The 22,452-nt window shown below is 46.1% G+C and carries 17 protein-coding genes; 7 read left to right on the top strand and 10 right to left on the bottom strand.

Annotated features, from left to right (window positions below; genetic code table 11):
• Positions 1–4: 4 nt before the first annotated feature.
• From R7D93_RS21560 to tldD, 3 genes are read left to right on the top strand one after another with little or no spacing between them, the layout of a single operon-like run.
• Complete coding sequence (locus tag R7D93_RS21560; protein WP_225497111.1) at positions 5–3,886, top strand: YhdP family protein; 3,882 nt, start codon at positions 5–7, stop codon at positions 3,884–3,886.
• Positions 3,887–3,919: 33 nt separating this feature from the next.
• The gene (locus tag R7D93_RS21555) at positions 3,920–4,741 is read left to right on the top strand and encodes a carbon-nitrogen hydrolase family protein (RefSeq protein WP_171346115.1); all 822 of its coding nucleotides are present in this window, start codon (positions 3,920–3,922) and stop codon (positions 4,739–4,741) included.
• Positions 4,742–4,752: 11 nt separating this feature from the next.
• Positions 4,753–6,198, top strand: coding sequence for a metalloprotease TldD (gene tldD / locus R7D93_RS21550; protein WP_225497113.1), 1,446 nt, complete (start codon positions 4,753–4,755; stop codon positions 6,196–6,198).
• Positions 6,199–6,264: 66 nt separating this feature from the next.
• Here tldD and R7D93_RS21545 read toward each other — a convergent pair whose 3' ends face one another.
• Positions 6,265–7,641, bottom strand: a complete 1,377-nt coding sequence (locus tag R7D93_RS21545) for a PhoH family protein (protein ID WP_005381133.1) — start codon at positions 7,639–7,641, stop codon at positions 6,265–6,267.
• Positions 7,642–8,202: 561 nt separating this feature from the next.
• Between R7D93_RS21545 and rapA the strand changes: the two genes are divergently transcribed.
• Positions 8,203–11,112: an RNA polymerase-associated protein RapA gene (rapA, locus tag R7D93_RS21540; RefSeq protein WP_005388434.1), complete on the top strand. Its 2,910-nt coding sequence runs from the start codon at positions 8,203–8,205 to the stop codon at positions 11,110–11,112.
• Between the two features lie 108 nt (positions 11,113–11,220).
• Here the strand turns inward: rapA and R7D93_RS21535 are convergent, their stop codons facing one another.
• A complete protein-coding gene (locus R7D93_RS21535; protein ID WP_225497115.1) occupies positions 11,221–12,486 on the bottom strand; it encodes an NRAMP family divalent metal transporter in 1,266 nt (421 codons plus the stop codon).
• 342 nt (positions 12,487–12,828) lie between these two features.
• Between R7D93_RS21535 and R7D93_RS21530 the strand changes: the two genes are divergently transcribed.
• Positions 12,829–13,581 carry a pseudouridine synthase gene (locus tag R7D93_RS21530; RefSeq protein ID WP_225497117.1) on the top strand — a complete coding sequence of 251 codons (753 nt, stop codon included), beginning with the start codon at positions 12,829–12,831 and terminating at the stop codon, positions 13,579–13,581.
• A 103-nt stretch (positions 13,582–13,684) separates the two neighbouring features.
• Positions 13,685–14,647 carry a D-2-hydroxyacid dehydrogenase gene (locus R7D93_RS21525; RefSeq protein WP_151514342.1) on the top strand — a complete coding sequence of 321 codons (963 nt, stop codon included), beginning with the start codon at positions 13,685–13,687 and terminating at the stop codon, positions 14,645–14,647.
• 89 nt (positions 14,648–14,736) lie between these two features.
• Here R7D93_RS21525 and yjgA read toward each other — a convergent pair whose 3' ends face one another.
• On the bottom strand, positions 14,737–15,264 hold the full coding sequence (gene yjgA, locus R7D93_RS21520; protein ID WP_005381124.1) for a ribosome biogenesis factor YjgA: 528 nt from the start codon (positions 15,262–15,264) through the stop codon (positions 14,737–14,739).
• A gap of 110 nt (positions 15,265–15,374) precedes the next feature.
• Here yjgA and pmbA point away from each other — a divergent pair, with 110 nt between their 5' ends.
• Complete coding sequence (pmbA, locus tag R7D93_RS21515) at positions 15,375–16,718, top strand: metalloprotease PmbA (protein WP_047103623.1); 1,344 nt, start codon at positions 15,375–15,377, stop codon at positions 16,716–16,718.
• A gap of 64 nt (positions 16,719–16,782) precedes the next feature.
• Here the strand turns inward: pmbA and mgtE are convergent, their stop codons facing one another.
• The 7 genes from mgtE to lptB form a co-directional block, all read right to left on the bottom strand.
• Positions 16,783–18,141 carry a magnesium transporter gene (gene mgtE / locus R7D93_RS21510; RefSeq protein WP_005381121.1) on the bottom strand — a complete coding sequence of 453 codons (1,359 nt, stop codon included), beginning with the start codon at positions 18,139–18,141 and terminating at the stop codon, positions 16,783–16,785.
• Positions 18,142–18,289: 148 nt separating this feature from the next.
• Entirely contained in the window at positions 18,290–18,565 is a 276-nt protein-coding gene (locus R7D93_RS21505) for an HPr family phosphocarrier protein (protein ID WP_005381120.1), read from the bottom strand.
• 2 nt (positions 18,566–18,567) lie between these two features.
• Positions 18,568–19,431 (bottom strand): RNase adapter RapZ, encoded by an 864-nt coding sequence (gene rapZ, locus R7D93_RS21500; protein WP_005388424.1) that lies wholly within the window; start codon positions 19,429–19,431, stop codon positions 18,568–18,570.
• Positions 19,432–19,445: 14 nt separating this feature from the next.
• Positions 19,446–19,892, bottom strand: a complete 447-nt coding sequence (gene ptsN, locus R7D93_RS21495; protein ID WP_005381116.1) for a PTS IIA-like nitrogen regulatory protein PtsN — start codon at positions 19,890–19,892, stop codon at positions 19,446–19,448.
• Positions 19,893–19,894: 2 nt separating this feature from the next.
• Positions 19,895–20,182: a ribosome hibernation promoting factor gene (hpf, locus tag R7D93_RS21490; RefSeq protein WP_005381114.1), complete on the bottom strand. Its 288-nt coding sequence runs from the start codon at positions 20,180–20,182 to the stop codon at positions 19,895–19,897.
• 24 nt (positions 20,183–20,206) lie between these two features.
• On the bottom strand, positions 20,207–21,676 hold the full coding sequence (locus R7D93_RS21485) for an RNA polymerase factor sigma-54 (protein WP_005381112.1): 1,470 nt from the start codon (positions 21,674–21,676) through the stop codon (positions 20,207–20,209).
• 50 nt (positions 21,677–21,726) lie between these two features.
• A complete protein-coding gene (lptB, locus tag R7D93_RS21480; RefSeq protein WP_005381111.1) occupies positions 21,727–22,452 on the bottom strand; it encodes an LPS export ABC transporter ATP-binding protein in 726 nt (241 codons plus the stop codon).

The raw sequence follows: 22,452 nt of genomic DNA, 5'->3' as shown, positions 1-22,452 counted from the left end.
ATTTGTGAATTCTGGTGTTAACCGTTTTGGGCGTTTTTGTGCGTGGAGTTTAGTTACTGTATTGGTGTTATTAGCCATATTAGTAACCACGCTTCGCGTCACACTGCCGCAACTTAACCATTTCCAAGATGAGATCAAAACCTGGGTCAAACAAGGCACAGGTTTTGACGTTTCTATTGCCAATGTCGCAGGGACGTGGCGCAATAATCATCCCTCAATTGCGTTACTGGGTTTAGAGGCAAATCTACCAAACGTGCAAGATGCACGCTTCGCTGTAGAAGAAGTCCAAATTGAGTTCGACCTTATTCAATCTCTTTTTCAACTTAAACCTGTAGTTGCAGACCTTACCATTCATAACCTCGCTTTAGACATTCACACGGTAGACATTCTGCCGACTTCTCATCGTCAAGATCCGAAGCCTGAAGTGGATAAGAGCGAAGTGAAACTCATTGACCAACTCGACTCACTTCTTTTACGTCAGTTCGAAGACTTCACTATTAGCGATTCACGGATTTGGTATAAGTCGGTGTCTGGTGAAACTCGCCGTTTAGATATTGAGCAGCTTCGTTGGAGCAATCAAGGGAAACGTCACGTAGCCGAAGGCACGGTTAGCATTGCCGATGTTCGCCTGAATTCATTGTTAGTAAGCGCTAACTTTAAAGATCATGGCTCGTTGCGCGATGTATCTGGTGAGTTTTACGTGAGTGCTCAAGATGTCTCGGTCACACCTTGGCTGACCACTTACATGCAAGAAGAGTCAGGAGCAGAGTCGGGTAAAGTCAGCTTAAATACTTGGCTAACGCTCAAACATAGCCAACCGCATGATGCTTATGTTGAATTGCTGCCTTCCGAGTTGGTGTGGAATGAAGATGGACATCATGAGCTGTTTATTGAGTCTGGAATTTTCAATCTTCGACCAGATAAACAAGGCTGGAAAGTAAATGGCCACTCACTTCAGATCAGAACCGATAATACCCCTTGGCCAGAGCTAGACGTCGCGTTTGATTGGCAACCAAACGGCTGGATGCTTAATCTCTCTCAACTCGACATTGAAGCACTCATTCCGCTCATTAAGCTGGCTCCAGAGTCAGAGTCGACCAGTGACCTTATTAACAAACTAGCACCGAAAGGTCGGGTCGAAGATGTCCGATTGTCAATGAACGGTGGTTTAGACACCTTACGCTACTCGGCTGAACTGGATGAACTCGCGATGACACAATGGGAGCTCCTACCCGGGTTTCATCACGTACAGGGCAGCGTATCGGGGGATGTGAATCAAGCTAAAGCAAAAGTCACCGTCATTGATGATGTCTTTCCGTACGGCGATGTATTCCAAGCTCCGCTGAATATCAAACAAGGTGAAGTCGATATTATCTGGCAGCAAGATGATGCGGGTTGGCGTTTGTGGGCGGATAAAGTGACGGCAGCAACGCCTGATCTTCAAGTCTTGGGGGCATTCCGTCTTGATTTTCCAAAAGAACAAAGCCCATTTTTATCGTTCTATGCCGAAGCGGATCTCTACAACGCGGGTGAAACATGGCGCTATCTACCGACTCTGGCACTTGGACAAGACTTGACCGACTATCTTTCGACCGCGATTCAGGGCGGAAAAGTGAATACAGCGAAATTGTTGTGGTATGGCGAGTTAGGTGATTTTCCTTACAAAGAACATAATGGCATGTTCCAAGCTTGGGTTGGATTAAAAGACGCGAAATTTAGCTTTGATACGGCATGGCCAACCATCACGGATTTGCAGCTAGACTTGCTGTTTGAAAATGATGCCATGTATTTGGATTCAAAATCAGCCACACTAAATGGCGTTCATGCTAAGCGTATCACTGGGCGAATCCCTGAGTTGGCAGAAGGTGGACACATCGAGATTGAAGCGAAAGCAAGCGCGCCGGGTAATGAAGTCCGTGACTACATGATGGCTACGCCATTAGTGGATTCAGTCGGTGCCGCATTGACAGCGCTGCAAGTGAGTGGTCCCGTTTACTCTGAGTTTCAACTCAATATACCGTTTGATTTTGAGAAAGAGTCTCGCGCTTGGGGTTATGCAGATTTAACAGAAAATCGTGTTGATATTGAAGCGCCGCCAATGACGCTTGAAAACGCCACAGGGCGTATCACCTTCGACAATGATGTGGTTACCACATCGGGTTTGTCGGCCGAATTATTACAACAGCCTATCTCTCTTGATTTCCATGGAGAGAGTGCGGAGCAAGGCTACAACGTGACAATTAATACACTAGGAGATTGGGATGTCGAGCCGCTCAAACCCTATGTCGGTGAGCGTTGGTTAAACCTTGTTTCTGGCCATGCGCCGTGGCAAATGGATATTGACTTGCAACTCAATGATGTTGGTTTCACTTATCAGCTTGAAGTGCTGGCGCAGCTAAATCGTCTGGCTAGTCAATATCCTTATCCTTTAGCGAAAAAAATTGGTGAGTCTGGGCAAGCGAAACTGCAAGCATCCGGCAACCAAGAGAGTATTTCAGCACGACTACAGATCCCAAATGTGAAGTATCAAACTGAGATAGATATCGCTGGCGATGTCCCGGTTCTGACTGCGACTCATTTAATGGTTGGCAAAGGTGGCTTCCGGATTAGTCCTATTGTCGGGCACGATGCTTCGGTGCGTGTCGAAGAACTGAATTTAGACCAATGGGCGGAGCTTGCGCAGGTCTCTGAGAGCAAGCCTTCATCGTCTGTTTTGGCAAGCATGAAAACGCCGACCATTCCATTGCCGACACGCATTGAAGTTGAAACGCCAAACTTACAGCTCGGTGGGATTGAGTTTCATGATGTGGATTTTTCAGCAAGCAAGAAAAATTTGAGTTGGCAACTCGAGGTGGACAGTCAAGAGGTTAAAGGGAAAGCTAACTATCTGAAACCCTATGATCTATCGGTCTCTCTAGAGCACTTGCATCTGTACATCCCAGGGTTTGAAGAGATGACCAAAGAGCGCAGTTCAATCTTTGCGAGTGAAGATCAAAACGCACCTTTGATTACCAATTTTGACCGCAAGTTTCACGCAGAGATGCCAAACTTAACTTTGAACATCGATGATTTTTGGCTGCAAGGTTACAAAGTGGGCAAAGTTAATGTTGATTTGCAGCGTCGCGAGAACCGCTTGGAGTGGAAAAATATCACCTTTAGTAGCGGCAAAAACCGCATTGATATGAGTGGTTGGTGGGACCTGACGAAAGAGAGTAGTCATTCCAACTTAACCATGAAAATGAAAGGTGATAACAACACCGATCTTATGGAGCGCTTTGGTATTACATCAGGCATTCAACAAGCACCATTTGAGATCAATGCCAATATGGAATGGGACGGCGCACCTTGGTCAATGAAGACACAAACCTTGCAAGGAAACGTCTCAACGGAATTTGGTAAAGGCGTGATCAGTGAAGTTAGTGGTGCGGCACGCTTGTTAGGCTTGTTCAGCTTGGATTCTATCATCCGTAAGATGCAGCTCGACTTTACCGACGTATTCGATAAAGGCATGGCATTCAACTCGATCACGGGAACGGGCAAAATCCAAGACGGTGTGTTTATCACCAATGATATCGTAATGGATGCGTTAGCAGGGGAAATGCAAATCCGCGGCATCGCTAATATGAACAGCAGAATGGTTGATGCGGAAGTGAAATTCACACCAGACATCACATCAGGCCTACCAATGCTGACCGCGTTTGCCGTTGCGCCTCAAACTGCTTTGTATGTCTTGGCCATCTCTACGGTGATATCTCCGGTGGTTGAGGTCTTCACTCAAGTCAATTATGAAGTGAAAGGCCCACTAGATTCACCAACGGTGAAAGAAATTTCGCGAAGTAAAGGTGAATACAAGCTGCCAGAAAAACTGCGTGAACAGGCCAAATAACTCACCGAATATAATGGAATAGGGAGGAAACACATGGAGCGTGTTGGCATTATTCAAATGACTTCGGGTCCGGATATTAACGCGAATTTGGACTTCATTGAAAAACAGTGTGCTTTAGCGAGCAAGCAAGGTGCCAAACTTGTTCTTACTCCTGAAAATACAGTGCTATTTTCCAGTCGCGAAGCTTATCATCAACATGCAGAGCCACTTGGCAGTGGCATGATTCAACAGCGGCTCTGTGAAATCGCTAGAAAGAACCAGTTAACGCTAATTGTCGGAAGCATGCCCATTCAAACCGCAAAAGGTGTCACCACCACAACACTGGTATTTCCGCCGCACGGTAAATGCATTGCTCACTATGACAAACTGCATATGTTTGATGTCGACGTAGCCGATGGTTATGGTAGTTATCGTGAGTCGGATACGTTTATGGCGGGTAATCAAATAGTCGTTGCGGAAACTGATATCGGCAGTGTTGGATTGAGTATTTGTTATGATTTACGTTTCCCAGAACTTTATAAAGTATTGCGTCAAGAAGGGGCGGATATCATTGTGGTGCCCGCTGCGTTTACCGCTGTGACGGGGCAAGCTCACTGGGAAGTATTATTGCGATCTAGAGCGATTGAGACACAATGTTGGATTTTGGCAAGCGGACAAACTGGAACGCATCCATGTGGACGAAAAACATGGGGACACTCAATGGTCGTTGACCCTTGGGGACGTATCCATAAACAGCTTCAGGATGAAGTAGGCTTATTGGTGACAGAGATAGATTTGTCACAAAGCCAACAAGTAAGGCAGAATATGCCGCTGACTCAACACAGTCGCTTTCAAAATGAATTGAGACGGAAATAAAAGAGCTAACTATGAGCACAAACCAAATAGAACAGGCACTCCTTGCCCCAAATGGTCTGACAGAACAAGACATTGCTGACACGCTTGCCAGCATTGCGACGCGCCAGATCGATTATGCGGACATTTACTTTCAGTCCAGCTGGCATGAGTCTCTGGTTCTAGAAGATAGCATCATCAAAGATGGCTCTTTTAACATTGATTGTGGTGTTGGTGTCCGTGCAGTAACTGGCGAGAAAACAGGCTTTGCCTACTCTGATCAAATCCAGCCTGAAGGCCTGAAGCAGAGTGCAATGGCGGCGCGCGGTATTGCTCAGCAAGGGCAAAATGGCAAAGTCCAAGCGTTTAAACGCACCGAAAACCAAGCGTACTACGCGGCTGTGAATCCACTAGCTGAATGGGAAAAGCAGCAAAAAACAGAATTGCTCAAATCTCTAGATGCTTACATCCGCACTAAAGAACCATTGATTAAAGAAGTTTCGATTAGCATCAGCGGTGTGCATGAGCAGATGCTTGTTGCGGCAACAGACGGTACTTATGCAGGCGACATTCGTCCTTTGGTGCGTTTGTCTATTAGTGTGCTTGCACAAAAAGGCGAACGACGTGAACGCGGTAGTGCGGGGGGCGGCGGCCGTTTCGGTTACGATTTCTTTTTAACGGAAAGCAATGGAGTGAAACAAGCTTTCCATTATGCAGACGAAGCGATTCGAATGGCGTTAATCAACCTTGAAGCAGAAGCCGCACCAGCAGGCATGATGCCAGTGGTATTAGGCTCAGGTTGGCCAGGCGTGTTGCTACACGAAGCGGTAGGTCATGGCCTAGAAGGTGACTTTAACCGCAAAGAGTCGTCAGTGTTCTCTGGAAAAATGGGTCAACAAGTGACGTCTTCACTATGTACCATCGTCGATGATGGCACGTTAAAAGACCTTCGTGGTTCATTGAATGTGGATGATGAAGGGGTAAACGGCCAGTACAACACGCTTATCGAAAATGGTGTGCTGAAAGGTTACATGCAAGACAAGCTAAACGCGCGGTTAATGGGTGTGAACCCAACAGGTAATGGTCGTCGTGAATCGTATGCACACTTGCCAATGCCTCGTATGACCAACACCTACATGCTTCCAGGTGAACATACGCCAGAAGAAATTATCTCGACGGTCGAGAAAGGGTTGTATGCGCCAAACTTTGGTGGCGGCCAGGTGGACATTACTTCGGGTAAGTTTGTGTTCTCTGCATCGGAAGCGTACTTGATTGAAAACGGTAATATTACGCGCCCTGTTAAAGGTGCGACGTTGATTGGCTCAGGTATCGAAGCAATGCAGCAAGTGTCTATGGTCGGTAACGACTTAAGTATCGACAAGGGCGTTGGCGTATGTGGTAAAGCAGGTCAAAGTGTGCCGGTTGGTGTTGGTCAGCCGACCTTGAAGCTGGACTCACTGACAGTGGGTGGCACTGAGTAACTCAGTCGAATCGTTATAAAAAGAGCGCTCATTAGAGCGCTCTTTTGCTTTGTGAGTCGGTGTCAATTACAGGTTTTCTTCAGCAAATTCCGCCAAGCGGCTACGAACCACGCCGTTGAGGTGAATATTTGCGCTGCCTTCAAAGTTCTTGAAGCGCTCAACCATGTACGTCAATCCTGATGTCACTGGGGTGAGGTAATGAGAGTCAATCTGCGCCAAGTTACCGGAGCAGACGATTTTGGTTCCTTCGCCACAGCGGGTAATGATGGTTTTGATTTGTGATGCAGTGAGGTTTTGACACTCATCAAGCAGTACAAACGCATTTTGAATCGAACGGCCACGCATAAAGTTGATCGATTTAAATTGAATGTTGGCTTTATCGCAGATGTACTTCAATGAGCCTTCAGTGCAGTGATCGTGTTTATGTAGTGCTTCCAAGGTATCGGTCACCGCCGCTAACCACGGCATCATTTTCTCCTCTTCGGAGCCGGGTAAGAAGCCGATGGATTCACCGATATCTGGCGTGTTACGTGTTACGATAATTTTATCGAACATGCTTTTTTCAATGGTTTGCTCCAATGCTGCTGCCATTGCCAGTAATGTCTTACCACTACCCGCCGCACCCGTTAGAATCACCAAGTCAATTTCTGGATCGAGTAAGGCATCTAACGCCATTCCCTGGTAGATATTTTTAGGTGTGATGTCCCAAGCCTTACGATGCATTAGACGTTCGCGGCTCAGGTCGAGAAGCGTTAGCTTGTCTTCATTGATGGTTTCTACGCGACCAGCAAAGTCACTGTCTTCATCAATAACGTATTGGTTGATAAAGGTTGGGTCGAAGGGTTCGCGACTGAGTTTGTGGTAAGTTTTTCCGCCCAGTGCATAGCTTTCTACTTCCTCAATACCGCTCCAGAAATCACCTTCACGCAATTGAAAGCCTTTGGTTAGGTATTGAATGTCGTCAATCAGTTGGTCGGTTCTATAGTCCTCAACAAAGCGTACACCAGCCCCTTTGGCTCGCAGACGCATGTTGATGTCTTTCGTGATCAGTACCACTTCACGTGGTGCACGTTTATTTTGCAGATAAAGCACCGCGTTGAGAATACGGTTGTCACCGGCTTTGTCGGCGAAGGCTTTGACGGTTTCCTGCAGTTCAAAATCCGCCAAAATGGAAATAGTACCTTGGTCGGGGTTGTCTTTAGAAACAGGAATGCCTTCAGAGATTTCATCTGGCGTTGCTTCTTTAAACAAATCTTCCAAGGTGCGAATAGCCACGCGCGCATCTCTTGCAACGTCGCGCTTACTGTCTTTGATTCGGTCGAGTTCTTCCAACACGGTCATGGGGATAACGACATCGTGTTCCTGGAAAGAGAAGATGGCAAAGGGTTCATGAAGAAGAATGTTGGTATCGAGTACAAACAGTTTCCGATCGGTATCGCCCATAGCGTCTCCTTGCCGTAGTACGGCTCTGCATGCGAGTTGTTAGGTCGTTTCCAAATAGGTGTGAAGTGACCTAACTCTGATTGCTTGCAATAGAGGTTGTCGGGCTGATGTCGGCTAGTGTGCAACCGAGTAGCAAGACAACTTACTGCAAACCCGTGTTGATCCTAATCGTGTACTAACGCGCTTAAATCATATGCAATGGTTTTAAACGCCCCTCATTAGAAGTATACGTAATATTTACGTTCTACAACTTAATAATTGGCATGAGTATTTTACAATTTGATTGCATTTAGAGTTTGGGAAAAAAAGTTTCTGCTTGGTGCGGTTTCGGCGTGACCTAAATCACAGCTTCAAGTAAGATTAGCGACCTTTTTCTGCGTATAGGCTACGTCCGATTTATCATGTTGAGCTGGCTTAAAAAATACTCAGTTCATACTGAAATGACGAATGCTATCGGCATAGCAGAAGCCAGAATCAGATCTAAACTATTATCCATGCCCACGGGCATGAGTAGACCAACAAGAAATACGAATCAAGAACTAATAACGAGGTAGTCAATTCATGACATTTGCTTTGGGGCAGCGCTGGATTAGCGATACGGAAAGCGATTTAGGTTTAGGTACCGTTGTAGCAATGGATGCTCGTACTGTGACATTGATGTTTGCAGCGTCAGAGGAAAACCGAGTTTACGCACGTAACGATGCACCTGTTACCCGAGTCACCTTTAATGTTGGGGATGTCATCGATTGCCAAGAAGGTTGGTCTCTAAAAGTAGAAGAAGTACTGGAAGATGAAGGTCTTTACACCTATTTCGGTACTCGTGAAGACACGCAAGAAACCGCTGTTGTTCTGCGTGAGATTTTTCTTAGCAACCAAATTCGTTTTAACAAACCTCAAGATAAGTTGTACGCCGGTCAAATCGACCGTATGGACAACTTTGTTCTGCGTTATCGTGCGCTAACCAATCAGTTTGAGCAGCATAAGAGCCCAATGCGTGGCCTGTGTGGTATGCGTGCAGGTTTGATCCCTCATCAGCTTTACATCGCGCACGAAGTTGGCCGTCGTCACGCGCCACGCGTCTTGTTGGCGGATGAGGTAGGTTTGGGTAAAACCATCGAAGCGGGCATGATCATCCACCAACAAGTTCTGTCTGGTCGTGCCGAACGCATTTTGATTGTGGTGCCTGAAACACTGCAGCATCAATGGCTGGTTGAGATGATGCGTCGTTTCAATCTGCATTTCTCTATCTTTGACGAAGAGCGCTGTATCGAAGCGTTTGCGGATGCAGAAAACCCATTTGATACTCAGCAATATGTGCTGTGTTCTTTGGATTTCCTACGCAAGAGCCGCAAGCGTTTTGAACAAGCACTGGAAGGTGAATGGGACCTACTGGTTGTCGATGAAGCGCACCACCTAGAGTGGAGCCAAGACAAACCAAGTCGCGAATACCAAGTGGTAGAAGGCTTGGCTGAACGTACTCCTGGTGTGTTGCTACTGACTGCAACGCCAGAGCAGCTTGGTCGTGAGAGTCACTTTGCTCGTCTGCGTTTGTTGGATCCAGACCGCTTCTATGATTACGAAGCATTCGTTGAGGAAGAAGAGCAATACGCGCCCGTAGCAGATGCGATTACTTCACTCTTTTCCGGTGAAAAGCTACCTAATGAAGCAAAAAACCAGATCACTGAGTTGTTGTCTGAACAAGACGTAGAACCACTTTTCCGCATTATCGAAAGTGAAGCGGACGAAGAAGCTAAAGCGTCGGCACGCCAAGAGCTGATCGATAACTTGATGGATCGTCATGGTACAGGGCGTGTTCTGTTCCGTAACACGCGCGCGGCCATCAAAGGCTTCCCTACGCGTAACGTGCATCTGATGCCAATGGATATTCCACCGCAATACACTACATCAATGCGTGTTGCTGGGATGATTGGCGGTAAGATGAGTTCTGAAGCACGTGCGATGAAGAACCTTTACCCGGAAGAAATTTTCCAAGAATTTGAAGGCGATGACGCGAGCTGGTGGCAGTTTGACTCGCGTGTGAATTGGTTGCTTGAAAAAGTAAAAGAGAAGCGCAGCGAGAAAATCCTCGTGATTGCTTCTCGTGCGAGTACCGCACTGCAATTGGAGCAAGCACTGCGTGAGCGTGAAGGTATCCGCGCCACCGTTTTCCACGAAGGTATGTCGATTCTTGAACGTGACAAAGCGGCGGCTTACTTTGCGCAAGAAGAAGGTGGAGCACAAGTTCTTATCTGTAGCGAAATCGGCTCTGAAGGTCGTAACTTCCAGTTTGCCAACCAACTTGTCATGTTTGACTTGCCATTCAACCCAGACTTGCTTGAGCAACGTATTGGTCGTTTGGACCGTATCGGTCAAAATCGCGATATCGACATTCATGTTCCTTACCTGAAAGGCACATCGCAAGCGATCCTAGCACGTTGGTTCGATGAAGGCCTGAACGCTTTTGCGGAAACCTGCCCAACAGGCCGTGCTGTTTACGATAAGTACTCCGATGATCTGATTGAAATTCTTGCCTCTGGTGATACCAGCACGCTAGATGAGATCATTGAAGCGTCAGCAAAAATGAATAAAGAGCTGAAATCCCAATTGGAGCAAGGCCGTGATCGCCTATTAGAAATGCATTCAAATGGCGGGGAAAAAGCACAACAAATCGTTGAGAAAATTGAATCAACTGACGGCGATACCAATCTGGTCACCTTCGCACTTTCTCTTTTTGACACGATTGGCTTGAATCAAGACGATAAAGGTGAAAACGCCCTGATTGTGACCCCATCTGAGCACATGATGGTGCCAAGCTACCCAGGTCTGCCATACGAAGGAGCGACGATCACGTTTGATCGTGATACGGCTTTATCTCGTGAAGATATGCACTTTATCAGTTGGGAACACCCAATGATCCAGGGTGGTATCGATCTTCTTATGAGTGAAGGGGTGGGGACGTCTGCGGTATCTCTATTGAAAAACAAAGCGTTACCAGTCGGGACTATTCTTCTTGAGTTGATTTACGCGGTAGATGCGCAAGCGCCAAAACGCAGTGGTATCGCGCGCTTCTTACCGAAAACGCCAATCCGTTTAATGATGGACTCGCGTGGTAATGATTTGTCTGCTCAAGTGGAGTTTGAAAGCTTTAACCGCCAGCTCAGCCCTGTAAACCGCCACTTAGGGAGCAAGTTGGTTACGTCGGTACAGAAAGACGTACACCGCTTAATTGAAGCCGGTGATGTTCTTATTGAAGAGAAGGTCGAAGAAGTACGCAAGCAAGCTCATCAAGATATGCAGCATAGTTTGAATGCAGAGCTTGAGCGTTTGCAAGCACTGAAAGCGGTGAACCCAAATATTCGTGACGAAGAAATTGAAGCTATCGACGCACAAATTAAAGAGCTTACTGGTTACATCAACCAAGCTCAAGTTCAGCTCGACTCGCTGCGTTTGATTGTGGTGAGCCACAACTAAGTAAGTATTTATTGCTCATTAAAAAAGGTCTTCAGTTGAAGACCTTTTTCTTTATTTACGGTTTAGTTTCTTTATGCGGAATGCATTAATCACTGATAGCTACCGCATTTACATCAACCACTTCCACCAGATAAACACAGCCAAGAAGCCAAACAAGTAAATCAGGCCTGCAATCGACAACCACTTTAGTTTAGGTCCAACAGCCAAAGGCTCAGGTAACTTGGTTTTGCTCACTAATGTGTAATTTAGCAGAGCAAAGAACGGCGTGGTCATAAAGGCGAGGATCATCGCAAAGTTCAGCATAGGCAATAACGCAGAAGCCCAGAAAACCACAATACCCAATGCAAGTAAAGAGACTACCAGCATGATCGCTGAAGTGGTTTTAGGGTTAGTGTCTGGTTGTGAGCGAAGTAAGCGTTGAGAATCCGAAATAACGCGCGAATAGCCATCAATAACGGTAATCGTGCTGCCAAAGATACAGAAAAACGCAATTACCGCGATCAAGTAACGAGACCATTCGCCAATCGTTGCCGCATATAAGCCAACCAATTGGTGGGAGAAGCCAACACCAGAGCTTTCAAGCGCAACGCCAGATCCATAAAGCATCAAAGATCCTAGCGATACAAAGATAATGGCAAGAAACGCCGTGCCAATATAACCGACATTAAAGTCAAATAGAGCAGAGCGGTATGTTACTTCTTGCTGGCTTGATTGGCGTTTTAGCCATGCTGAGGTTAAACAGGAGATCTCTATCGGTGCAGGCATCCACCCCATTGTCACAACGATAAAACCAATAGCCGCAATAGACCAAGGTGACGGTGGCTCGAAGTTGGCTACTTGTTCAACAGGGTTACCAAAGGCGATAGAAACAGCGAGTAAAGTCGCGATGGTTAACACCGACATGATCACTTTAGATAGCGTATCGAGCGCTTTGTAATGGCCAGCAAATAATATGATCAGGCAGGTGACAATCACAATGATGCTGAGTGATGCCATTGATAGTGAAAACGGAATGAAGTAGCCCAGCAAGCTAGCGCTAAACATCAACAAAGCGGCGGTATTGATGACGGCCGATACCACGCTCAGAAATAGAAATAGCCATAGATAAGGCCGACCTAATTTCGCGTAGCCCTCAACCAAGGTGAGCCCTGTCCCCATGGTGTACTGTACGCCCGCTCGAAAAAAAGGGTATTTAAACAGGTTTACGAGCAGAACCAGTGCAGCCAATTGCCAACCATAAATCGCACCAGCCTTGGTTGATGCCACGAGGTGAGAGCCACCGACCGCAGCAGATGCCATTAATATGCCGGGGCCTAGCGAACGAAAAAATAAGGAAAGTTTGGATTGGGGTTTATCTATAACGGCGGAGTCCATTGCTTATTGTCCTTTTTATCTTATGTATCTTTCTAAAGAGATACATACCGCAGTACATGACAAGCTGAGCGAACGCCCTATACTGCGCAACGGTAATGTCTTTTAAATGCTGTGTTTTGGTGTATTTATTTTAAGTATTCTTTGCGAATATCATGCTGTGTGCATCTAGCACTCTATTCAGTTATGCGTCTTGTTGTCAAACTAAATTTACAACGTGCTATTTTTAGTTTTTATGCTAAAGGATTGACTTTGTTTTATTGGGTTGAACTTTTCTTCAGAATCCTGCATCTGGGTGCTATTTGGGTATATAATCGTGGCGTTTTTATTTTGTAGAGATCTCCCATGGCAATGCTTGAATATACCCCTCCCACCGACCCTTGGGTTGATATCGTTTTTGAGGATGACGACATTCTGGCAGTGAATAAGCCATCAGGGCTGCTGTCTGTCCCTGGTCGCCTTGCAGAGCATTACGACAGCATGTGGAGCCGCTTCAAAGAGTTGCATCCAGAAATTCAAGTTGTGCATCGCTTGGATATGTCGACATCAGGGTTGATGTTGCTGGCGAAAAACAAACCCGCGGAGCGAGCATTAAAAAAGCAGTTCCAATATCGCCTCACTCACAAGGTGTATTACGCACGTGTTTGGGGGCATGTTGAGCCGCAAGAAGGGAATATTGATCTTCCATTAATTTGTGATTGGCCAAATCGTCCACGACAAAAAGTATGTTTTGACGACGGCAAACCATCTCAAACTTTATTCCAAGTAGTGAAGCGTGAAGTGCACCCTGATGGCACCCATACAACCGTTGTGCGGTTACTCCCCATTACTGGTCGATCGCATCAGTTACGCGTGCATTTGATGGCGATTGGTCATGCGATTGTGGGTGATGAGTTTTATGCAACTGAAGAGGCGTATCAGTTTTCAGAACGTTTAGAGTTGCACGCTGCGGAGCTAAGTTTTTATCATCCAGCTACGGATCAGCTGAGCAGTATTTTTGTACCCTGTGACTTTTATTCTGAAGCCGAGGCGATGATCTTTAACTATTTTTCGCCAGAGCGTACATTGCCTGATTATAAAACGTTGCCACACCCTTAATGCCAATTGCACTCAACAGCGGTTCTTTCTAGTTCGCTATTTTTGGCTATTTCGTTACTGTGGTTGATGTATCCTGTCTTTCAGCCGTGAACAAGGAGTTGTTATGTCTTTGCCAAGCATCGTATTTTTAGACCGAGCGACCATCCCAGAACATATTGAGGTCCCACGACCTGGCTTTCCGCACCACTGGCGTGAGTACGACCTAACTGCGCCTGAGCAGGTAATAGAAAGGTTAGCAGATGCCGATATCGTGATTAGCAATAAAGTCCTGCTTGACCAACATGTATTAGAGCAACTACCAAAATTACGGATGATCGCGGTTGCCGCAACTGGTTTTAACAACGTCGATGTGAACTACTGTGCTAATCATGATATTGCGGTTGCTAATGTACGTGGTTACGCGACGCGTTCGGTGCCCGAGCACGTGATGGCAATGTTATTCGCTTTAAGACGGAATTTATTTGGGTACCACCAAGATATTGCCGCAGGTGAGTGGCAGCGTAACCAGCAGTTTTGTTTTTTTACTCACCCAATCGGGGATATTGGTGGTAGCACGTTAGGTGTTGTTGGTAGTGGGGCACTAGGGCAAGCGACGGCGAATCTGGCTCAAGCGTTAGGAATGACCGTGTTGTTTTCTGAGCGTAAAGGGGCGGCAGAATGTAGACCAGGTTATGTGCCGTTTGAGGAAGTATTAAAACGCTCCGATGCGCTGACTTTGCATTGCCCGCTCAACGATCGTACTCAGAATTTAATTGGTCAAGCTGAGTTGCAACAAATGAAGTCCAACGCCATTTTGATTAATACAGGGCGTGGAGGTTTGGTGGATGAGAGCGCGCTGGTGGATGCCTTAAAACAGCAAGAAATTGCAGCGGCTGGTTTTGATGTTTTTACACAAGAACCGGCTGATGAGAGCAATCCGCTGATTGCCAATATGAGTTTACCTAATTTGTTACTTACACCGCATGTTGCATGGGGCAGCGACTCATCTATCCAACGTTTAGCGGAAATCTTGATTGAGAACATTAACGCTTTCGAGCGCGGAGACCGCGTGAATCGCTTAGTGTAACGCTGACAGTAAAACCAAAGATAAAAAAAGCAGACATTGACGTCTGCTTTTTGCGTTTAAATCGAATGCTCATTGCTTGAGCCGTCGAATTAAAACTCTTCTTCGTTTAGACCTTTAAGGATCTGAAAGATTTCGCGGTACGCTTTTGCTGGTTTCCCAGCTTTTTTCTCTTTCGCTGCTTGGCGAGCAAGTTGGCGTAGACGCTGACGATCCGCTTCTGGGTACATTTCCATTACGTCATCAATGGCTTTGTCACCTTCTTCCACTACGCGATCACGCAACGCTTCAAGTTTGTGGAATACCGCCGTTAATTGAGAGTGCTTATTACGAATTTTATCCAGTGCGGCTTGGATTGGCTCTGGATCTTCGTAACGCATCAATTTACCGATACGTTGTAATTGGCGACGACGCGCTTCATTTTTAAAGCGTTGCGCGTCAGCAATTGCTTCTCGCAAATCTTCACTCAATGGAAACTTTTCTAGAACTGAAGGTTTGAGGCCGACAAGCTCCTCACCTAGCTTTTGCAGTTCTTCCATGTCTCGCTTCATCTCGGATTTACTTACCCAGATGATCTCTTCTTCTGGTTCCCATGGCGCTTTTTGATTCTTACGTGCCATTTCAGTTGCCTGTGTTTTGATTAATATTATGACTATTTTAACAAGAATCATGGGGAGAAAGCGAAATTCTTGTTATCCTATTGTTCATCAAAGACAAGATGTGAAAGACAATGGATATTAAACAGCAGGTTGCTGAGCAACGTACCGAGCTAGAGCAAGCCGTAGCAAGAGCCTTAAAGCTTGCATCGGCAAAATCTGACGCCGCCGAAGTCGCAATTACTAAAAGCACTGGTTTAAGTGTTTCAACTCGTATGGGTGAAGTAGAAAATGTCGAGTTCAACAGCGATGGTGCGCTGGGCATTACCGTTTACCGAGGTCAACGCAAAGGCAGTGCTTCCACGTCTGATTTAAGTGAAGCTGCAATCGAGCAAACCGTTATAGCGGCGCTAGATATTGCACATTACACATCTGAAGACCCATTTGCAGGCCCTGCAGCGAAAGAATACATGGTGCAAGAGATCCCTGAGCTTGATCTTTTCCACCCTGACGCACCCGATCCAGACTATGCTGCCAATGTGGCGATTGCAGCAGAAAAAGAGGCGCTAAATTATAATAGTGCAATCAAACAAAGTGATGGCGCGAGTTATGATAGTCATTACGGCGTGAAAGTGTATGGCAATAGCCATGGCTTATTAGCTAGTTATGCGTCTAGCCGACATAGTACTAGCTGTTGTGTAATTGGCGTTGGTCAAAACGGCGAGATGGAACGTGATTACAGCTACACCGTGGCACGTCATCGTGATGACTTATGGACCCCAGAAACGGTGGGTCGTAAGGCGGCAGAGAATACGGTTAACCGCCTAGATGCGCAGCGTCTAAAAACAGGTCAATACCCAATCATGTTTGCGGCTGATGTTGCGACAGGCTTGATTGGCCATCTCGTTATGGCGATCAGCGGTGGTAACCTGTACCGAAAATCTTCTTTCTTACTTGACCATCTAGGCAAACAAGTGCTTCCTGAATGGTTCAATATCTCAGAACGTCCGCATGTATTGCGTGGTTTGGCATCAAGTCCATTCGATAGTGAAGGTGTGTACACTCAAGACCGTGAGATCATTACCGACGGTGTGCTAGCAACTTATCTGTTAACCAGTTATGCCGCACGTAAAATGAAGATGACGCCGACAGGTCACGCTGGTGGGATTCATAACTGGTACGTGAAGTCGACAGGCCAAAACTTCGAGCAAATGCTTAAAGAGCTCGGTACTGGTCTTCTAGTGACAGAAGTCATGGGACAAGGTGTGAACGTGGTAACGGGTGATTACTCTCGCGGTGCCGCAGGCTTCTGGGTTGAGAATGGTGAAATCCAATACCCAGTATCAGAAATTACCATCGCAGGTAATCTAAAAGACATGTTCACCAAGATTGTGGCGGTTGGTAGTGATATTGAAACGCGCTCACAAATCCAAACGGGCTCTATCCTACTGGATAGCATGAAAGTGGCGGGTGAATAAGCTTTTCTAGCAATTCAGAATCAAAAAAGCCTGATGTGTTCATCAGGCTTTTTCGTTTTTTCTGTTAGGTAATCAGTATTGTGGCAAGCCCTAAGAAGACAGATAAACCAATCACATCCGTCACTGTTGTTAATGCCATACCACCAGCTAAAGCGGGATCGATGTTCATTTTTTTCAATAGGATTGGAATCGTTACTCCGGCAATACCTGCGACCAATAAGTTGGTCAGCATGGCGGCGGAAATGATTCCTCCGAGCATCCAGTTACCTTTCCAAGCAACAACAATACCACCAATAATTAGCGCCCACATGATGCCGTTAAGTAAGCCGATCGAGGCTTCTTTCATTAACAGTTCGCGTTTGTTTGAGTCACCGATATGACCAAGAGCAAGACCACGAATCACTAGTGCGACGGTTTGGTTACCAGCGACACCACCCATGGACGGAACAATCGTCATCAATACCGCAATGGCCGCCATTTGGTCTAATGTGGCCTCAAACATGTTAGAAACGGAAGCAGCAGCAAGGGCGGCTAATACGTTAGCGCCAAGCCAGATACTGCGTTTGCGAGCTGATTTTACAACAGGCGCGAAAGTATCTTCGTCATCGTCCATACCCGCCATACTCATCATCGAGTGTTCCGCGTCTTCACGAATAACGTCAACCACGTCATCGATGGTGATACGACCGACCAAATGCAAGTTTTCATCAACAACAGGTGCAGATACCCAATTACGGCGTTCGAACAGACTCGCAACATCTGAGTCGCTAGTATCGACGGTGATGGCCTCGTCCGCGTCTTCCATTACATCAATGATTTTTACGTCTGGCTGAGTGGTAATAAGCGTCGTGATCGGCAGTTCACCGATGAGCTTACTCTCTTCATCGATCACATACAGGGCATCCGTAGCTTCTGGAAGCTCGCCTTTCATACGTAGATAACGCAAAACTACGTCCACATCTACGTCACCACGAATTGTGATGACGTCGGTGTTCATCAGTCCACCCGCGGTGTCTTCTGGGTAGGATAGGGCGGTTTCGACCCGTAGGCGGTCAGATGAGTCCATTTGCGACAGGACTTCGCGTGACAGGTTGTCAGGCAAGCTACGCAGTACGTAAGCCACGTCATCGGTATCCATGCCTTCTGTCGCTTCTGCAAGCGCTTCTGGTGCCATTTTGGATACGAGGCTGTCTTTGACGTCTTCGTTCAGCTCGTCAAGGATTTCACCATAATCTTCAGGGTCGGTGAGTTGCCAAAGAACTTCACGGCTCTTACGTGGGGAGGCTTCTAAAAGGTGAGCGATATCCTCAGGTTCCATGTCCTGTAATTGACGACGAACATGGACGAAGCGGCCATTTTCTAGCGCTTCTGTGACTTCTTGGAGGGCTTGGTGAGCTTGGTCGAATTCAATTTGCTCTGCCATTCATTCCTCCCAATTCCTGATATTTACAATGCGTTGAATAATAACTTAATTCTAGGCGCCTTTTAATAACAACTTATGATACTAAGCAAATTTATTTATTAGGTCAGGGAAGAGAAAGATAATGGGAGGTAAGAAAAAAGCGAGTAAACTACTCGCCTTCATCAAATTTATCTTCGATCAAATGGCAAACGGCATCCAGTGCTTCTTCCGCTTGCCCACCCGTTGCGTGGATCGTGACGTATTGTCCTTGAGCGGACTCTAGCATTAACAGGCCCATTACGCTGTCTGCTGTGGCGGTTTTGTCTTCTTCATTGTCGATGGTGATGACCGCTTCAAAGCTCTGTGCCAGTTCGACCAGTTTGACTGCTGCACGAGCATGTAAGCCAAGGCGGTTTTGAATCAATACTTTACGACTTAACTCCACGGCTACTCCTTAGCGTTTTTCTCTAGTGAGGTATGGCGAATTTGTACTTGGTGTCCTTTGTTGGCGAAGTATTCACCGATTTGCTGAGTTAAGTACACCGAGCGGTGCTTACCACCAGTACAACCGATTGCAACGGTCAGGTAGCTGCGGTTGTTTTTCTCAAGCAGAGGTAACCAATTCTCTATAAAGCTTTCAATTTGATATTTCAAACTTAACACCGATTGGTGTTGCTCTAAAAATGCGGCGATAGGAGCATCCAGACCTGTGAGCGGGCGTAGTGCTGGTTCCCAATGTGGGTTAGGTAAGAAGCGAACGTCAAATACGTAATCGGCATCGGAAGGCAGGCCGTATTTAAAACCAAAAGACTCAAATACCATAACGAGCCCTTTGCGATCTCTGCCTTCAACGCGCATACGCACGGTTTCACTCAATTCATGCAAAGACTGCCCACTACTATTTAGGACCAGATCTGCATGCGCTTTGAGTGGCGTCAAAATTTGTTTCTCACGCTCGATGGCTTGATCGAGCGAGAGGGAGGTGCCACCTAAAGATAACGGGTGAATTCGGCGTGTTTCGCTGTAGCGTTTGAGTAGCGTTTCTTTATTGGCGTCCAAGAAAAGCATGGTCACATCAAGCTCAGTTTTTAACTGTTCTAGTGTACTCGTCAGTTCTTTTAGCTTTTTAGGAATATTACGAATATCAATGCTGACTGCAACATTCTGTTTGCTGTCAGCAACAGAATGAACAAATGCGTCCAGCAAGTTAACTGGCAGGTTATCAACACAGTAGTAACCTAAGTCTTCCAGTACACGAAGCGCAATACTTTTACCGGCACCTGAGTGCCCGCTAACAACGATTAGTCGCATGGAGTTAGTCCTGCTTATTGGTGAATCATGATGTCGTAAAGTTCTTCATCACTCTGAGCATTACGCAGTAGTTTTAATACTTGCTTATCGCTCAGACGTTCTGCCATAGAGGATAGAGTCTTGAGGTGCTCTTTGCACTGTTCTTCTGGTACAAGGAGCGCAAAAAGAAGATCGACAGGTCGATTGTCAATCGCATCAAATTCGATTGCTTCATCACATTGCAGTAAGACAGCAATGGCCTTGTCGCTTGATTGCATTCTCGCGTGAGGGATCGCAATACCGTTTCCGATACCGGTACTGCCCATTTTTTCTCTATTGAGCATGCATTCGAACAGCTCGGTAGAATCTTGGCCCGTTTGATCAGCCACGATACGGCTGATCATTTCAAGGGCGCGTTTTTTACTCGTGCAGTGGACCGCACTTTTGGTGCAGTCCAATGACAGTATTTCGCTCAGTTGCATGATTAATGACTGTTTAGTTTTTCTTTGTGCTTATTAAGTTGGCGAACCAATTTATCTACCAGCGAATCGATCGCGGCATACATATTTTCGTCATCGGCTGATGCGTGGATTTCGCCTTGATTTATGTGAAGCGTAGCTTCCGCGATTTGAGTAATTTTTTCAACTTTTAGTACAACATGCACTTGATTGATATGGTCGAAGAACCTTTCGAGCTTCTGAAACTTAGAATTTACATAGTCTTGCATTGAATCGGTAAGATCAACGTGATGGCCTTGAATATTGATTTGCATAGACTTTCCTTTTCAGTTAGTGCCTTATAATAGGCGTTTACGCTGACTTGAAGGGGCAATTCCCAAGGATTCGCGATATTTGGCTATCGTACGTCTTGCGACCTGAATCCCTTGGTCAGCCAGAAGAGCAGCAATCTTGCTATCACTCAGTGGTTTGGCAGTATTCTCTGCTGCGACCAGTTTTTTAATGAGTGCACGAATTGCTGTTGACGAACATTCTCCGCCGTTGTCAGTACTAACATGGCTAGAGAAGAAGTACTTCAATTCAAAAATACCACGTGGTGTATGCATAAATTTTTGCGTTGTTACACGAGAAATCGTGGATTCATGCATGTCCACAGCCAAAGCGACATCATTGAGTACCATTGGCTTCATGGCTTCCTCACCATACTCGAAGAAATCTTGTTGATGTTCAACAATACATCTTGCAACTTTGAGTAGCGTCTCGTTTCTACTCTCTAAGCTCTTAATTAACCATTTTGCCTCTTGCAAATTGCTGCGGATGTACTGGCTATCCGCGCTATTACCTTTGCCTAATTGAGCATATTGTTGATTTACTTTTAATTTTGGCACGCTATCCGGGTTTATAGAAACGGTCCATTTGCCATTGTCTTTAAAAACGGATACGTCTGGAATTACGTACTCGGTATCATCAGGAGTGATGCGACTACCTGGACGAGGATCTAACTGTTGGATAAGCTTTAAGACTTCACGCAGATCGGCTTCTTTCAGCTTAGTCTCTTTGATGACGAGCTTGTAGTCACGGTTGCCTAGGTGATCAATATGATCCGCAAGTATCATTTTGGCTTCAGCAAGCCATGGCGTGTCTTCTGGGAAGGTCGTCAGTTGCAGTAACAAACATTCTTGTAAGTTACGCGATGCAACGCCAAGAGGATCGAATTGTTGAATGCGTTTACGAACGGCTTCTACTTCGTCTAACTCTATCTCTTCATTATCGAAGCTCTCATGAATCTCTTCAGGCGACAAAGTTAAATAGCCGTAGTCGTCAACAGCGTCAATAATCGCTAATGCAATCGTGCGGTCGGTTTCACTGAATGGTGTTAGGTCAAGCTGCCACATGAGGTAATCATGTAATGATTCAGTGGTTTCGCCTTGGTAGACGGGCATATCATCATCAAGAGCTAAGCCAGTGCTACCAGTATTCGCGCTGTAGACGTCATCCCAAGTCGTGTCGATTTCAAGTTCAGAGCTAATTTCTGATTTCTCTATCACATCGGAGCTATCTGGAACGTCAATTTCTGTTGGTTCGCTAGCACTGTTGCTATCAGCAGCCTCGACCGCTGACTTATCTTCACCGTTTGCTAGAGGCTCGTCTTGGCCTTCTTCAACTTCCAATAATGGGTTTGAGTCCAACGCTTCTTGGATTTCTTGTTGAAGATCGAGTGTCGACAATTGCAATAAGCGAATCGCTTGCTGCAACTGTGGCGTCATGGCTAACTGCTGACCTAGCTTGAGTTGTAATGAAGGTTTCATTCAGTGTTACTTACCTTGTAATGCTCAGAATCTTACCGTTCCTAATATAATCATAGACGGAATTGTTCGCCGAGATAAACTTGTTTCACCTGTTCATTATTGAGAACTTCTGCCGGAGTTCCCGATGCAATTAGGTGCCCTTGGCTCACGATATAGGCTTTTTCACATACGTCCAGTGTTTCACGTACATTATGGTCAGTGATTAACACTCCGAGACCACGATCGCGCAGATGCTCAATGATTTTCTTGATGTCATTAACCGAAATTGGGTCAACACCAGCGAAAGGTTCATCCAATAAAATGAACTGAGGGTTGGCCGCTAAAGCTCGAGCGATTTCCACCCTGCGTCGCTCACCCCCTGATAGTGCCATACCAGCACTGGTTCTGATGTGCTGGATGTGGAATTCTTCCAACAAATCTTCCAGTTTATCTTGGCGCTCTTCCCTCGTCATTTCTTGACGAGTTTCAAGTACGGCCATGATGTTATCTTCTACTGAAAGCTTACGGAAAATCGACGCTTCTTGCGGAAGATAGCCAATGCCAAGTCGTGAACGGCTATGCATCGGCAAAATACTGATGTCATTGTCGTCAATGGTAATGGTGCCTTCATCGCGAGGTACTAAGCCGACAATCATGTAAAACGAGGTGGTTTTACCCGCACCGTTTGGACCGAGCAGCCCAACAATCTGACCAGATTCAACTTCTAAGCTAACATCAGTGACGACTTTGCGTTTTTTGTAGCTTTTCGCCAAGTTTTTCGCACTCAGTACTGCCAT

Origin of the sequence: Vibrio sp. YT-15, assembly GCF_033337445.1 — a bacterium.
Lineage (GTDB): Bacteria > Pseudomonadota > Gammaproteobacteria > Enterobacterales > Vibrionaceae > Vibrio > Vibrio alginolyticus.
Note: the sequence above shows the minus strand (reverse complement) of the source record. Positions and strands in the feature narration are given on the sequence as shown.